Raw genomic sequence first — 15996 nt, forward strand, 5'->3', positions numbered from 1 at the left:
TTATTGCAGGAACACTCAACGGCATGCTTGTCCCTGCGTTGTAATATGCGCCTTCCTGCCGTTTGGCGCTTTGGGCGGGATGATCCCGCTGTCATTTTCCTTGCCGGTTCAGCTCGCGGTAGCTGCTGGGTGTAATGCCCTCATATTTTTTGAAAATACGGTTGAAGTAGCTGTGCTGATAGCCAACCTTCTCTGCGACCTCATTAATTTTCAGGTCGGGGTCCAGAAGGAGCAGCTTGGCGTTCCGGATTCGAATATCGGTCAGGTAATCGATGAAGTTGATGCCTGCTATCTGCTTGAACGCCCGGCTGAGCGTATACGGACTCGTTTCAAACCTGTCAGCGCATGATTCAAGCGATAGTCCGGTCATATATTGTTCGTTCAAAAAAAGAATGACCTTCTCAATAATATGCTTCAAGTGGTAATCCTGCCTGCTGATCATCTCCTGAACCAGCACCTTGACCACCTTATGCCGGAACCATTTCTGCATTTCGTCCCGCTCCTTGATCCCGGCCAGTTCATCGAAGAGACTGACACTCCCGAATAATCGAACGGGGTTCATGCCCGATTGCAGCGCAGCATAACGGATACTGCCGAGCAGCTGCAGCATGCCCTGTTGAATATAAAATTCAGTCGAGCCGTTGGCCGACAAATCGTCCATGAACTGGCTGATCAACTCGCCCGCGGTCTCCTCCAGACCGCTGCGGATAGCGTTGATGATCTCTTTGTCGAGGGAGAACGGGTAACTGCTCTCCATGAGCAGGCTTGATTTCGCCAGCTCCTCGGTCCATAGTATCTGGTTATCGTCGTCGATCAGCTCGCGGTATGCCATTGCCTGTCTGACTTCCTCAAAAATATGCGGAATCTGCTTGACGCTGTACACTGATTTGCTGATCGCGACCGTAACCTGCATCCTGATAATATGATTTATGGTCCGCATCAGCTCCCGGCAGAACAGATCCAGATCGGCATTCAACCACTTGACAGGCTGTTCGCTCGGCAGTGCCAGCAGCAAGCCGATAGAGAAGTTGTGGAAATTGATCACTTCCGCCTGCTCATACTGCTTTCTTGCCAGCTCGTCGACGATGTTGGCCGTCGCGTAAGTAACCAGATCCTCATCGCCAAGCGAGAATCGCCCCTCAAGACCGGAGAACCCGGTCAAACGGAACATGAGCGCTACATACTGCACATTATCATTTTCCCAGCCATAATGCCGGATTCGCCCCTTTATCTCATTTTCGCCCAGAGCAAACAAATAGCCCTGCGCCAGCTGCAGGAAGAACCCTTCGCGCAGAACCGGAAGCTGTTCCTTCAGCTTCGAGTGAAGCAGCTCCCGCTCACTGGCCAGATGCTTCCATTCCACCTCGAACATATCGAATTCATCGCTGTACTCGGAGCCCTTGCCTCCGGTCAACAAGGCCACAAGCCGTTCCACCGGGGAATAGATACGCCGCAAAACAAACGACGACATCAGTAGAGCAATGGTCAGACCAGTCAAGCTGATGTACAGAATCCATTTGGATACCATCACGACAGGGGCGACAATAGAGCTGAGCGGCGTCGCCGAGATGTACACCCAGGTTGAGCCGAGACGATTGAACTGGCCGTAGGAAACGGAATAGCTCTTATCCTTGTACGGAAACAGAAAAGATTCCGATCTGGAGCTGTGCGCTTCATATTCCTGCTTCAGCGCCTCTTCCAGCCTTGAGAACGGCTTCCCGCTCGTCGACATCTCCAGTCCCCCGTTCTTATTCAACAACAGCGTCACTCCCTCATGGGTTGGAGTCAGCGTCTTCAGAGACTGAATCAGCTTGCTTGTGTTGATTGTTGCAATGATCATGCCGAACGGCTTGAGGCTGCCTCCGGGTATTTTGTTGACAAGAGCAATGGTATCCTCGGTACCATATTGATTTGTCCAGAAAGCCGACTTTTTCTGGTTTAACAACGTGCTGTAGATCTCGGCGTCCCCAGGCTGGTCGATATAAGTAAACCTTTCCGTCGAGAAGAGAACCGGCTGCGGTTCATTGAGAAACAGCTGCACCTTCTGCAGAAAAGGATGGGTTCCCTCCATCAGGAGCAGGGTTCGATACAAATCCTTCACCTGCTCGAAATCATAGCCGATGTTAAGCGTTTTCAATTTCTCGTCTTCAAACTTGGGATCAAACGCCCAGTGCGACATCGTAAGCTCCAGATAATTCAGCTGATCGTCAATGACCGCGGCCCCTTGATCAATCTGATCGATATGCAGACGCTGCAGCTCTCCCTCCAATTTATCAGTCGCAATCCAGTAGGTGCAAAAGCCGATAATCAAGCCGGGGAAGCTGGCAACAAGCAGAATCAGCACCAGATTTCTGCGATAAAAGCGGCTTTTCGATTTAAATTTACTAGCTTTACCGAGTCGTGGCTTCCAGAATCCTGTCAAGGAGAGTTCACCTTCCAAAATTTCGTTTTTATATGACCCATTTCGACAGTACAAAGATGGAATCCTTTATAGCCGACCGACCCGGCCCCTGGCTTATCCTTTGACCGAGCCTACCATCGCACCTTTGGCAAAGTGCTTCTGCAGAAACGGATAAACAAGAAGAATCGGAACTGTGGCAACGATGACGGCCGCCATTTTGAGCGTTTCCGTTGGCGGGGCAATCGCCGTTGCATCCGTGCTCAGCTCGCTGTTGTTGGCGTTAAGCAGAATATTCTGCAGCATAACCTGCATCGGCCATTTGGACGCGTCGTTAATGTAAATCAAGGCATTGAAGAACTGGTTCCAGTACCCGACCGCGTAGAACAACCCGAAGGCGGCCAGCGAAGGAAGCGACAACGGCAGGATTATACGGATGAAGATCGACAGATCGTTGCAGCCGTCCATGGCCGCCGACTCCTCCAGCTCGGCTGGAATATTGTCGAAAAAATTTTTCATCAGGATCACGTTCCATCCGCTGGCCAGTGCCGGAAGAATCAGCGACCAGAGACTGTCAATCAGATTCAATTCACGAACAATCAGATAGTTAGGAATAATGCCCGGGCTGAACAGGACCGTAAGCAGGATTAGCAGCAAAATAATCTGCCTTCCGCGCAATCTTTTGCGCGACAGCGTATAGGCAAATGCTGCAGTCACCACCAGGCTGCAGGCTGTTCCCACCACCGTGACATACACGCTGACGCCGATGGAATGTGTAAAGGCGCCTGTGGAAAACAGGAATTTATAGGATTCAAGCGACCATTTTGTCGGGAACAGGACAAAGTTTTTGGTTACGTATTCCGTGGGATCGGTAAAAGAAACGACAAACACATAGTACAGAGGAAAGGCAGACACAACGGCAATCAAGCCGAGCAAAGTGACATTCATTACGCTAAACATGCGATCTCCCAGACCGGTTCTCATCGTACCCCTCCTTGTAAGGCTTCGGGTGCTTTCATGGAGTCTTGTCAATATACGCCATCCTCACCCATTTTCTTGGACAGCCAGTTGGCTGCCAGGACCAGCGTCAATCCGACAACCGACTTGAACAAGCCTGCTGCAGTACTGTAACTGAACTGTCCCTGCTGGATTCCGACCCTGTACACGTAAGTGTCAAATACCTCCGCCACTTCCGATACCGCGCCATTGTACATGAGAAACACCTGCTCGAAGCCGACGTCCATCATATGGCCAAGCCTTAGGATCAGCAGGACAACGATTACACTGCGGATCGCCGGAAGCGTAACATGCCACATCTGTCTGATTCTGCTGGCACCGTCCATGCGGGCCGCTTCATACACCCCGGGATCTATGCTTGCCATGGCCGCCAGAAACAGAATTGTACCCCAGCCGCATTCCTTCCAGATCGATTGGAGCGTCAGCATAACCCAGAACAGGTCGGCATTGGTCAGAAAGTCGATCCTGGCCCCTCCAATCGCCTCCAGGACCTTGTTGACCAGACCTTCGCCCGTGGCAAACAGCAGGAAGGTGAGGCCGGAGATAATCACCCATGACAGAAAGTGGGGCATATAGACGACGGATTGAACCACCCGCTTGTAGACCATGTTCCTCACTTCATTGAGCATGAGTGAAAGGATGATCGGCAGAGGGAAGAAAAAGATCAGGCTCATCAGATTAATCGCCATCGTGTTCCGGAAAAGGAGCATAAATTCGGGATTGGAGAAAAATCGTCTGAAATGCTCCAACCCGGCCCACTCGCTCCCTGTTATTCCCGCAAACGGGGAGTAATTCTGAAAGGCAATCACGATTCCGCCCAATGGGAAATACTTGAATATCAGAAAGAAAAGAAGACCCGGCAAGGCCAGCAGATACAGATATTTATCACGCTGCAGGTCTTTCCACAGTTTTCTTAAACGGGATTGCCGCGATAAAGGGAAGCTTGATGCGCCCTGCGGCGGAGATTGCTGCTGGCTTAACGTTGTCATGACATTTCTCCTTTCTCGGATGATTAATCGGGCAGCCTCCAGCCATTACAGGGTCTGCACCGGTTTCAAGCTATGATCGGCATAATCGAAATACTTCCCTTCCAGCAGTCCGATCAGCGTCGTGGTAATACGAACCTCTATGCGGTTCTCCCCTTCGTGCAGCAGCCCGGCCTCTCCGCTCCACCGGTACGGCATCCATGTGCATGCGCCCAGCGAATGCCCGTTGACCAGCACCTCGGCAGTCTCGTGGAATTGAGGATCCAAATCGTTGAACGAAAGCTCGAACGGGCCGGGGCCGGCATCGGACGGCAGGTCGATCGTCTTCTGAAACGACATTACGCCTGCAAAGAACGGATGGCCCGGATATGGGCCTGCCTTAAGCGCCGACAACCGTTCAACCGGAGGGCCGAGCACAAGCCGGCTGCCGTTAAAGCCGGCATCGAAGCTCCCTGTCAAATAGATGGCATCGACCAGACCGTCCCAGTCATGTCCGAGCTCGACCTCGACGCTGATCGAATTGATGCCTGCCTGCAGATAGGCTGTAATGTCGCAGCCTATATTCATGTGATCGTACAGGAAGACGCTCTCAAAGCACGATGCATTCAAAATATTATCGTTTACTCTGATCGTCCATTCCCCCGAGACCGCCCCTTGATCCATGACGATTCGAACGGCATCCGGCACTTCCAGCATCTCGACCTCCACGCTGTAGCGGCCAGCCAGCGGATAAGCCAGCGCAATTCGCTGCGGTGTTCCGAATAATTGCCCCATATTCACAGGCAAAGGCATGGAGGCAGTCAGATCCGCACATTGATCAATAAAGGTTTTCACCGGCACATTGTCCGCTTCAATCAGAGGAGCAGCCGCATCCGGCCCACCGCTATGAACGCTCAAGCGGAAGGTGTCGAGCCGTACCGCGTTATCCTGCAGCGGCCTGATCTGCCACTCCCCGGAAGCTTCCACCGTCAGCTTCCATGGCTGGTCTCCGGCGCTTGCCTTCTCCTGTTCGTTATTCACAAATGGAACCCGCTGGAGCATAACCAGACAAGAATCGTAAGCGGTCAGCTTGACCGGCAAGATCCATTGGCCGTTACGGCATTCACCTGCTGCAGGCTTCACAGAGCCGTCATCGAGCGACAGGAACTGGAATTGTACGCCGTAAGCTTCCCCATCTGCTGCTTTGCCCCACAGGCTCCCATCCGCCTGCAAAACAACGTCCCGCTGCGCCTCCTCCTGATTGCTGATGAAGACGAGCGCCGTGTCGGGAGACAAGCGCCGGGTCTGCAGCAGCAGCCCCCAATCGCCGCAGTCAGGCAGCAGCTTGACCGGCGCAGGCTGAAGCTTGTTCAACAGCTCCGCAAGCTGCTTCACGCCGGATTTCACGTCCAGGGACGCCGGGCAGGCAAGGTGGTACGCCTCCAAAGGGCCTTTGCTCCACTGCAGGTGCTGATGATCGTGAATACCGCCGGACAGCCCGCTCCAGAAATGCTCGCGGATCCCCTCAGGCAAGCCGAATGCGCGCCCAATGCTCTCCCCGTCCCATGGCGCCCCGCTTATATTCTCATAAGGCAGCTGACCTAAGCTGAGCACCGTTCCGCCCGCTTCAATAAAGGCTTCAAGCTTGTTCCATGCGCTTGTTTCCAGGTTTGTGAGCGGCGGTACAACCAGCGCCGAATAACGGGCGCTGCCCAGCACAAGCTCTCCTCCGTCCAGCTCCGCAAGAGCCAGAAGCCCGGCATCCAGATGGTCGAAGTCTCTGCCGCTCTTGGTCAGTCCGTCGCATAGGCCTCCCCACCAGCGCTTCAAATCCTCCAGACGCCGTTTCTCCTCCGGCTGCCGGCCCCCATAGCCGAAGCCGTGCAGCGGGTTGCCCATATGCGTCCAGAGAGAAGTCGTCGGCTGCAGAACGGCAATTGAAATAGCCGCTTCACCTGTGCTCATTACGTAGCTGATCCTTCCCACATAGTCCCCCAACCGGCGGAAATGCTCCCAATACGGATTTTGCAGAAACTGCGAGGGCGGGGCGTCATGCTTGGCCAAACCGTCGAGCGTGTAGAAGAACGCATGGAAATTGAAAAAATTCGTGCCCATCGCAGCCATCCGGTCGATCATCCACTTGGCGTCCTGAAGCGTCATGGACCACCCTACACTGTGGAAGCATTCGATCAGATTGCGTTCCCGCTTGAACTGGCGCGCGATGGAGCTGACCATCTTGGCATTGCTTCGGAAATTGACGGCATTGCGCTCCAATATCCAGTCGAGCGAACGTCCGAGCTTCTCATGGGCGGTGTCTCCTCCGGGCACGTGGCTGTATGTTTGGGTTGTGGCTCTGACGGAAGGAACCTCCGTCACATACTTAAGCCCGTGGCTTTCACACCAGTCATGGACCTGCTTGTGATAGCTTTGCAGCAGCAGCAGGTGAACAGCCTGATAATAATCGTAGCGAATCCGCGCCGCCTGCTCTGCATCGTGAAACAGCAGCGCTTCCAGGTGCTCGCGAATATCGTAGCCGTTAAGCTCCAGGAAAAACTCCGCCAATTGGGGCGACCATGGGATGCTTCCGAGCAGTCCGATTTCATCGGTAAACATTCCCTTGATGGTGCCGCCGAAATACTCGGACAAATGTTCGGCGTACTTATCGTGCGTCAGACGGATGAAAGCAGCCATCGCTTCGCTGTTGCAAGGATCGACGAAGGTGCCGTAGTATTTGAAATCCTCGATCTCTTCCTCCTGGACGATGATGATTTCCCATTCTCCATCCGGTACCGTCCAATCCATTTTTTGCACCGTCCGGTAGGTGAAGAAGCGCTTCTGGTTATAAGCGGTCAAGCCGGCCTTCTGGAAAATCGGTTCCGATTGATAATTTCCGATAGATCCGCGCACATCAACGGCTTTATTCCAGATATGCTCCCCTGCAGGGGTGAGCGGCACTGCCTTCGCATACAGGATACGGGCCCATGGCAATTCCAGCGCCAGATGCTGCCCGCCCGAAGCGCGCTCCGTCCGATGGACAAGGGTATAGTGCTTGGCTTCAGGATGTTCCAGCACGACCTCTCCCCCGGCTATGCCGCTGGGATACGGGTATTCGTCATACAGCCATACGTTCAGGCGGTGCTCCTTGGCCGCTTCAACGGCCACCTTCACCTTGCGGAACCAGGTGTCCGATAAATAGGGGATTTTCAAGCCCTGCCTGGCGCATATGAAGAAGCCGCCGAGTCCTTTCTCCGCCATCTCGCGAATTTGCAGACGGATCTGATCATCGGCCATTTCTCCGTTCCAAAACCAGAAGGGATGCACCCTGTACTCTGGCGCAGGATCCATGAACGATTGCAAATCAAACATATTGATTCCTCCTTGCTTCATTATGATCAGGATAGTATGAGGGACGGCCGGCTTGCCGGGCCGGCTGTCCCGTTTGGGTTATTTGCTGGAGATACGCTGTTTGTACGCGTCCGTCAGTTCCTGGCTCAATTTGACCATATCCGGATCATCCTTCATCTTCGTCACGAAGTCGTCCCAGGCGGTCATTGGCTCTCTGCCAAGAATGATTTTGGTCTTGAGATCCGTTACCTTCTTATCGAATTCAGGAAGGAAGGTTTGCGCTGTCGGAGAGTACAGGCCAGTGGCGATATCCGCTACGCTGGTTTTTGCGCGCTCGTCCTGGATCGATGCATAGAGCTTATTGACCTCATCCGGAAAATTGATTTTGGTGGAGCTTGCATACGGGTCGGCCACATAGACGATCTGGTTGAAGTTCGAAGCCCCGTCCTTGTCCAGCGCCTCCTTGTCGATGATTTTCTTGCCGTTCTCCACTTTATAATGTTGACCTTCAAAGCCATACTGCTGGATAGCGAACACATCATCGTTCATCCATGTGTCGATAAGCCCCAGAATCTGCTTCATCTTGGCTTCCGGAACTGATTTCGGAATAGCCAGAATCCCGGAGAAGCCGGTGCCTTTGGGATTATAGCCGTCGATGCTTGTCAGCGGGTAAAAGTCTGCTTCCTTGAAGCTCGGGTCCACCTTTTTCAGCGTATTGTAGTATTCGGTCATGGTTCCCGCCTTCTCCACAACCATCCCGGCTTTTCCGGCTTTAAACATATCTCCGACCTGCGATAGCTTTAAGGACGCAAAGTCCTCGGGAATCAGCTTTTCTTTATACAGCTTGGTTTCAAATTCAATCGCTTTGCGCATTTCAGGGAGGAAGTTTACATTTACCAGCTGATCATTTATATATTTCCATTTGCCATTTACTCCTGTAAAGCTGTTTTCCACCTGATTCAAGGCTCCCATGTCAAGAGGGGAATTCAAATATGCCGCGAAGGGCACGATGTCCTTTTGTCCGGTTTTACTTGGATTTTTTTCTGAAAAGGCTTTCAAAACCTGGTAAAACTCATCCATCGTCGCGGGTTCTTTCATCCCTACGCTGTCCAGCCAATCCTTTCGGACAACAAAGAAGCTGTCTGCTTCCTCGGGACGAGGGCGGGGAACACCGTAATTTTTTCCATCCTCCATCTTGGTCAGCTGCCATGCTGTCTCCGATATCTTCGAATTAAGATTGGCGTAATCCTTAATATAAGGCGTCACGTCCCAGAATGCTCCCTGGGAGACCGCATTGCGGAAGACAGGGGTAAACGGATCATTGATCAGGATGATGTTCGGGATATCTCCCGAAGCCAGCGTAACATTCAATTTGTCCGCGTAATTATTGCCGGATACCCATTGAATATTCATCTTGGAGTTGGTAGCCTTCTCAATTGCAAGCTTAAGCGGGTTGTCGTCGGCCGTAGGGGTGGAGCTGAGCAATATGGTCATGATGCTAACCTCAAGCGGCTTTTCACTTTGGGCAGTCCCCTGAGTCTCTCCTTCACTGTTACTGTTTGAACTGCCGCAGCCCGTTAACGCGAGTGACAAGGCCAAAGCGATTGCCGGCAGCATGATCGCTGCTTTTCTGATCTTTCCAGTCCTGAACATGTTGTTCCTCCCTTTAATCAATCGAATAGTAAGCGCTGTACACGAACCGTCCATGCACAAGGAAAACATTAGTACAGCCGGTCTTGCACCGACAATGGTCTTTTTTTGCCGGAGCGCCCAGGGAGCATAGGACTTTTTCTTGCTGTTTGCACATTGAAGCGGGCTGCAGGGGATTCACCGCAAACACGGCAATACCGGTATTCCCTGGAAAGCCCTCTGCCTGGACCGGCTGCTTCTTGAACAGTTTCCCCGTGCAGCGTTTATACCCGTAAGGCGCAAGAATGTCTTAGCCCGCAAAAAAATGCCCCTGTACGCAGCCGGTTCTTATCAGGCCTAATATACGCCGGCCAAGCGGTCATGATATAGTAAGTAAACGTTATCATAAATTCAGAGCAAGGACCAAAAGCTACATGACCAATATGGAAGGGGCAGACCGAATGAAAAAACCAAGCATTGCAGTTGTAGGCAGCTTGAATATGGATCTTGTTATTTCTCTGGACCGGTTGCCGGTCATCGGGGAGACACTACCCGGCAAGGAAATCCATTATATATCCGGCGGCAAAGGGGCCAATCAGGCTGTCGGGTGCGCACGGCTGGGCGCAGCCGTTACGATGATCGGAGCCGTGGGCGATGATATGTTCGGCGCGCAAATCATTAGCCGGATGGAACAATTCGGCGTCAGTACGCCGGCAATCGCCGTGAAGCACGACACCTCCACAGGCACAGCCACAATTATGCATACGCAGGACGACAACTGCATTGTCATCATCCCCGGCGCCAACGGGTTGTGCGATCCCGAGATGGTAGAGTCGCATGCGGAAGCCATCCGCAGCGCGGATATCCTGCTCGTCCAGCTGGAAATTCCGCTGCCCGCGGTGGAACGCGCGATGCGCATTGCCGCTGCAGCCGGTGTGACAATCGTGCTGAATCCGGCGCCCGCTCTCCCGCTGCCGGATGAATGGATTCAGCTCGCGGATATCTTCACGCCCAATGAGACCGAATTTGCCCATTACAGCGGCTCTTCCATCGATTCGGAGGAGGAACTGTTCAGGCAAATGGGCAAATGGCAGTCCCGCTATGGCAATACGCTGATCGTCACCAGAGGCGAAGCCGGCATATCCTGCATCAATGGGGACGCCATCATTACCGTGACTGCGCGGAGGGTCAAGCCGGTCGATACCACCGGCGCCGGAGATTCCTTCAATGCCGCGCTCGGCTTCGCCATCGCAAGCGGACGGGAGCTTGAGCCAAGTCTGAATTTCGCCGTCAAGGCAGCCTCCTTGTCTGTCATGAAGTTCGGCGCCCAGGACGGCATGCCGTCGCTTGATGAAGTGGAAAGCGAGTGAACGACACTTTTTGTCCCGGATAGCTTGAAGGAAATAAAGCCGGGCTGCTGCCGGGTTGAAAAAAGCGATTTATTCCAACAAGAAACGGCTGCTGCCGTACTTATGGCGGCGCCGTCAGTTTCTTCCCTCAACCCTTATAGAAAGTTATAGGCGTGAAACATTCATAGGTACACAAAAGGGCCTTCCACAGCTGTTCTGCCAGCTGTAGAAGGCCCTTTTTTTAAGCCATTTATAACCTTGCGTCTTTCGTAACCGGCAGATTATCCGGAAGCCCGGCTAATGAGATCTATACGATAGGAGCTTGGCATCTGAACCTGCTTGCCTCGTTGTTGAGAGGAGTCCTCTGCAGCGGTTAACGCACGATACGGTTGCGTATCGCAAACACAACGGCCTGCGTCCGGTCATCCACTCCGATTTTGTGCAAAATCCGGTGGACATGGGTTTTGACCGTGCTTTCCCCGATATGAAGCCTGCCGGCAATCTCTTCATTGCGCAGGCCGTAGGCCATTTGCTGCAGCACCTCAAGCTCCCGCTCCGTGAATGGCTCCAGAAGCTGCGCCTGGGACTGGGCTGTGCCCACTGCAGCCGGTCCGACCGCCCGGGCAATGACCTTGGCCGCAGTTGCCGTGCGGAATATCGCTTCACCACGGTAGGCGGCCCGAATCGCGTCTACCAGCTCATCGGGAGCGGCATCCTTCAGCAAATAGCCGACAGCTCCGGCCCGTATGCCGTCATAAACATATTCCTCCAGATCGAAGGTGGTCAGGATGACCAATTTGCTCTCCGGGAGCGACGATAAAATATCACGGGTGGCGGCGATGCCGTCATATTCCGGCATCTGCACGTCCATCAGCAGAACATGGGGTCGGGTGCGGTTCGCCAATATTACCGCCTCCCGTCCATTGGCAGCCTCGCCCGCCACCTCCATATCTTCCTGCGCGTTGATGATAAAGCCCAGGCCATGTCTGACCAGATGCTGATCGTCGACAATTGCGACCCGGATAAGCTCGTCTGTCATTCCTCTCCACCTCCAACCGGATGGCCCTCAAGCGGCACTCTTACTGCAACAATCACACCGTGGGGCATACTCGCCCGGATATCGAATATGCCTCCTTCCCGCTCGCATCTCGCCTTCATCCCTGAAAGACCAAAGCCCGGCACGAGCGGCGGTTCCCCGATATAAGCTCCATCGTCCTTCACCATCATGATCAGCTCCCCCGCCCCCTCGCTTATCCCGATATCGACACGCGAGGCTCCCGAGTGACGGATCACATTGGTCAGCGCTTCCTGCAGCACACGGTATAACAGCTCGGATAAATCCGGCTTCCAACGGCTGGTTGGGCCGGAGACATCCAGCGCGATATGAAAGCTGCTGTGACTGCGTACCTGCGCGATCAGGTTCTTCAAACCGGCCAGTCCCGGCAGCCCCTCATCCGCAGCCATCTGATGGACAACGCTGCGCACCTCCGTCAAACAGCGCCTGGCTACATCCAGTACGGTAGTAACCATTTGATCCGCTTCCACCGGATTAGTCCGGAGCACATACGGCATCGCCTGAAGCTGAACAATGACGGAGGTCAGTCCATGTCCGATACTGTCGTGAATATCCCTCGCGATCCGGGACCTTTCCTCCAGCACAGCATACCGTAGGGATCGGCCGGCAGCCTCCTCAAGCTGCGTATGCGCCTGCTCCAGCTCCTCGTGCGCTTTCTGCAGCTCCAGATGCGTCCTTTCCAGCTTCGCGTGCGTCTCGCCCAGCTCGCGAAAATGCCGTTTGCTGACGTCTTCGGCCTCCCGTCTCACCCGGTCGCCCCATACGAAGATATAGATCGCCGCATGAAAAATGGAGTACATCCAGATGAAATCATACGGCTCCCCTGTCCAAAGCATGATGGCTGCATCCCCCGCAATAACCCCTGCAGCCAGCAGAGAGGATTTGGAGGAAGGCAGCCGCAGCGCAATATAGGCGATGAGATAGAAAAGCAGCGAAATGGATATGCTTACGTTATGAAAAATACCCCATGGCACCGCCATCGCGATCCAGAGCCCAAAGACAATGACTATGCGTCTCCGGTCAGTTCCGACCAGCCGGTCGGGTATCCAGAGTACGGCTATATGTGCAAGGCACAGCAGGATATTGACCAGAATAATGGAGAATATTCTGTCTGTCGTCTGGAATCCGACTATGACAATGACCAGGCTAAGGAGCACAACCCTCAGGCGCTGAGGAGACTGTCTGCGAAACCACGAATGCCGTTGTACTGTTTCCATCTTGTTTCCTTCCCTCATTCCCCGCGATGGTCAGGGCGCTTGTTATCTGTGCTGGCTGACCATTTGCCTGTATCTTGAATAAATGATATATCGCCGCGCACAGACGCTGCCAAGAGGAATCAACAGCAGCGCGTTACTCAATAATACCAAAGCATGTCCTTTTCCCCAATACTCTACCAGCAGCCGCAGCACCATGGCACCGACGAAAAGCGCGATGCCGGCAGCGGTGCTTTGCGAGGTTATTTTGCCTGTCGCCGGGTTTACACGGACAATTTCAACCCTGCCTCTCCATATCCCAAGCGCCAGTCCGATGATCAGGCAGGGCAGGTAAAGAAGAAATGTCGAAGCTTTTGGCTGAAAAGACTGGACCATGGCGGAAGCGATAACGAAAGCGTACAACACCGGAGTGATCCACATACGGGACGGCTGGACTTCCCTCTCCCTGCCCAGACGCAAAATAATGATGACAATAATAATCAGATAAACAGCACTGCTCGACATAAATTTCCTCTTTTCGTTTTTAAAATCTGGCGGTTCTATGAACAAAGTATAGTCTTTCCCGCCATAGATGAAGTCCACCTCCGGATTGATATTAATCTGCTGCCCCTCCACCTGCGGATGCATGAACCACGGATGTCATGCAGGGCTGTCCACTTCTCGCAGTCATATGATTAATACAAACCTCTTCCCTTTGAGCTTTCAACGCAAACCTGTACTTCTGGAACGTTGAACATAAAACAAGCCGTATGAACGCAATCGTTCATACGGCTTGTTTTATTTCATTATTGCTGATGATGAGCTACCATTCCAGAGTGACTTCAACACCTTCCGGACTTCCCGGATAACGGACCAACACGGTTCCGGATTCTGCATCCCGGCTCCACTCGGCCGGCTGCCCGCCAGCCACTGCACGCACCGGCTCATTTGCCATCCGAATCCGCGTACTGACAGTCATATCGGACGGGGATTCGGAGAAGAAGGTGAGACGGTTCGCTTCAAGCCGCTCATCCCGGATTTGCGACGAGCTGATAAGAATTTCCGCAGCGCCGCTCCCTTCCTTCGTCCAGCTCAAATCATAGAGCAGGCAGTCCTCTCCGGGCTTCAGCGCTACCCCTTGAAGAACGGGCAGCTCCGCCTCGAACAAATCGATATACCGGCCTTCGAAACGGATATCCTCAGCCGTATTCGTCTCGTCCAGCCGATGGGCAATCAGATAAGGGCCGCGTCTGATCTGCAAATGTCCCCTCGCCTTGTACTGCCCCTCTTCTCCGCGAATTGCCAAGGCCCGGCGTACGCTTGCCTGCACCTGCTTCGCACCCTCTCCGGATCTGGACAGGCTGGCCGGATCAATCCGGTGAACCAGCACCGCGCCGCTGCCAACCGGATGCTCGCCATCCAGCGGATCAAGGCCAAGCCCCATCGACTCGAACAAATGCTGCTCCGGACGCTCATACCGCTTGCGGCTGGCGGCATTGTTCCACCATTCCTGAACCCCGTGGAAAGGGTCCGAGCCATCGCCGACGTAGATCAGCACGCCGCCTTCTCTGACCCACTGGCCAATCGCCTGATGAATGCCGGGATGCTCCGGCTTCATGAATTCGTAGCTGAGCAGCAGCACCCGGTAATCCTCCAGGTAGCCGGGGAAGGTCAGGATATTGTCCAGCTGCACCGGGCGCAGCGGGATCCCATCCTTGACAAGCGGCAGGGCGAGCCCGTAGAACGCCGACCAGTCCAGCAGCTCCTGCTGGGGCGGCGACAGCAGATCGGCGGTTGTCGTGCCGTCGTATTTGAACGCTGCGGCCTCTTCCTCGCCGGGAGCCAGCACCTCCCCGCGCTGATACATGGCCGAATTGGCCAGACACAGTCCAACCCCGGAGGTATAGGCTTCGCCCGCCTCCGCTTCTTCGTGATTATGCATATCCCGAAGCACGCTCATTACGGTCAGCAGGACCGTCGCGTAGCTGCCGGGGATGGTTTCTTTGCCTGTGCCGTCCTCGGTCGGATAACTGCCTTCGAATACCCGGCGCGGCCATGGACATACTTCATATTGGCTGACTCCGGGATGCAGCAGCGAAGCGACAACGGTCGAACGGTAATTCTTCCGGTAATCGCTCCAGCTGTAGCGGGGATTATCTTCAATCGGATCGTGCAGGAACCACATCTCCCGCCCGGTGCCGCGGGTAAGCTCCTGCATAATGCCGTACTCCAGAAAAGCCGTCTCGAAGGTCCGCTCGCGGCGGACGCCCTGATAGACATTCGGCGTCCGCGCCGTTCCCGTCCAGATCTGGGCGATGAAGCCATCGCAGGAAGGCATGGATACCAGCAGCGCCTCAGGACTGACAATCCGCCACTGCGTATAGTTGATCAGACTGTGGGTCGGCACGTAGAATCGTACGGTCCGGCCGTAGGTGACAAGCGAATATTCCTTCATCTGGCTGCAGATCCGGTCCAGCGCCCGGTAATAAACCGCAGCCTTCAGCTTCGATGCCCGGTATTGGGCGTCGGGCGAGGAATGGGGCGGAATCCACTCCTCCCCGTAAGCATTAAGCCACTCCCTCTTGAACGCCTCCGAATAGCCGCCGGCCGCCCAGAATTCAGGCTCCTCCATATGGATGGCTTCCACGCCGCAGTCAATGGCCTTCTTGATATGGCTGGCCAAATATTCGGCAAACGAAATCGTCGGCACCATGTAAGGCACATCCTTGCCATGCAGCAGATGCGTTCCTCCACGCTCGGCCTGCGCCTCATCCCAGTGATCGCGCCCGTCATAACGGCCGTACAAATAATCCTGATACTGCCCCCAGGAAACGCCTGTCATCAGGTGGATCGTGTAGCCCGCCTTCTTCCAGCCTTCAATTCTTTCGGGCAGGTCGTTTGATATCCCGTACACCATGACAAAATCGGTGCGCAAATCATACTTCGGCCCGTAAGGACGGGATTCCTGAAATCCGGTCCATTCGGGATTTGTTTTCGTTCCTCGGCTCATGCCTTCCCCTCCTTG

10 protein-coding genes are annotated in these 15996 nt (G+C 54.1%); 1 reads left to right on the plus strand and 9 read right to left on the minus strand.

What is annotated here, in order from left to right; all coding sequences use genetic code 11:
* Positions 1–91: 91 nt before the first annotated feature.
* The 5 genes from AC0YOB_RS26875 to AC0YOB_RS26895 form a co-directional block, all read right to left on the minus strand.
* Positions 92–2344, minus strand: coding sequence for an AraC family transcriptional regulator (locus AC0YOB_RS26875; protein ID WP_475795380.1), 2253 nt, complete (start codon positions 2342–2344; stop codon positions 92–94).
* Positions 2345–2515: 171 nt separating this feature from the next.
* Positions 2516–3382 (minus strand): carbohydrate ABC transporter permease, encoded by an 867-nt coding sequence (locus AC0YOB_RS26880; RefSeq protein WP_475795381.1) that lies wholly within the window; start codon positions 3380–3382, stop codon positions 2516–2518.
* 44 nt (positions 3383–3426) lie between these two features.
* Entirely contained in the window at positions 3427–4404 is a 978-nt protein-coding gene (locus AC0YOB_RS26885; RefSeq protein ID WP_475795382.1) for an ABC transporter permease, read from the minus strand.
* Positions 4405–4449: 45 nt separating this feature from the next.
* Positions 4450–7746, minus strand: coding sequence for a glycosyl hydrolase (locus AC0YOB_RS26890; protein WP_475795383.1), 3297 nt, complete (start codon positions 7744–7746; stop codon positions 4450–4452).
* 78 nt (positions 7747–7824) lie between these two features.
* Positions 7825–9378, minus strand: coding sequence for an extracellular solute-binding protein (locus tag AC0YOB_RS26895; protein WP_475795384.1), 1554 nt, complete (start codon positions 9376–9378; stop codon positions 7825–7827).
* A 437-nt stretch (positions 9379–9815) separates the two neighbouring features.
* Between AC0YOB_RS26895 and rbsK the strand changes: the two genes are divergently transcribed.
* Positions 9816–10724 carry a ribokinase gene (gene rbsK / locus AC0YOB_RS26900; RefSeq protein ID WP_475795385.1) on the plus strand — a complete coding sequence of 303 codons (909 nt, stop codon included), beginning with the start codon at positions 9816–9818 and terminating at the stop codon, positions 10722–10724.
* A 352-nt stretch (positions 10725–11076) separates the two neighbouring features.
* Here rbsK and AC0YOB_RS26905 read toward each other — a convergent pair whose 3' ends face one another.
* The 4 genes from AC0YOB_RS26905 to AC0YOB_RS26920 form a co-directional block, all read right to left on the minus strand.
* Positions 11077–11742 (minus strand): response regulator, encoded by a 666-nt coding sequence (locus tag AC0YOB_RS26905; protein WP_475795386.1) that lies wholly within the window; start codon positions 11740–11742, stop codon positions 11077–11079.
* Complete coding sequence (locus AC0YOB_RS26910) at positions 11739–12995, minus strand: ATP-binding protein (RefSeq protein WP_475795387.1); 1257 nt, start codon at positions 12993–12995, stop codon at positions 11739–11741. Before AC0YOB_RS26910 ends, AC0YOB_RS26905 begins: the two co-directional genes overlap by 4 nt.
* A gap of 42 nt (positions 12996–13037) precedes the next feature.
* Positions 13038–13496, minus strand: a complete 459-nt coding sequence (locus AC0YOB_RS26915) for a hypothetical protein (protein ID WP_475795388.1) — start codon at positions 13494–13496, stop codon at positions 13038–13040.
* A 298-nt stretch (positions 13497–13794) separates the two neighbouring features.
* Positions 13795–15981, minus strand: coding sequence for a hypothetical protein (locus AC0YOB_RS26920; RefSeq protein ID WP_475795389.1), 2187 nt, complete (start codon positions 15979–15981; stop codon positions 13795–13797).
* Between the last annotated feature and the right edge of the window lie 15 nt (positions 15982–15996).

The sequence above is a fragment of the Paenibacillus sp. JT31N17 genome (genome assembly GCF_056269255.1).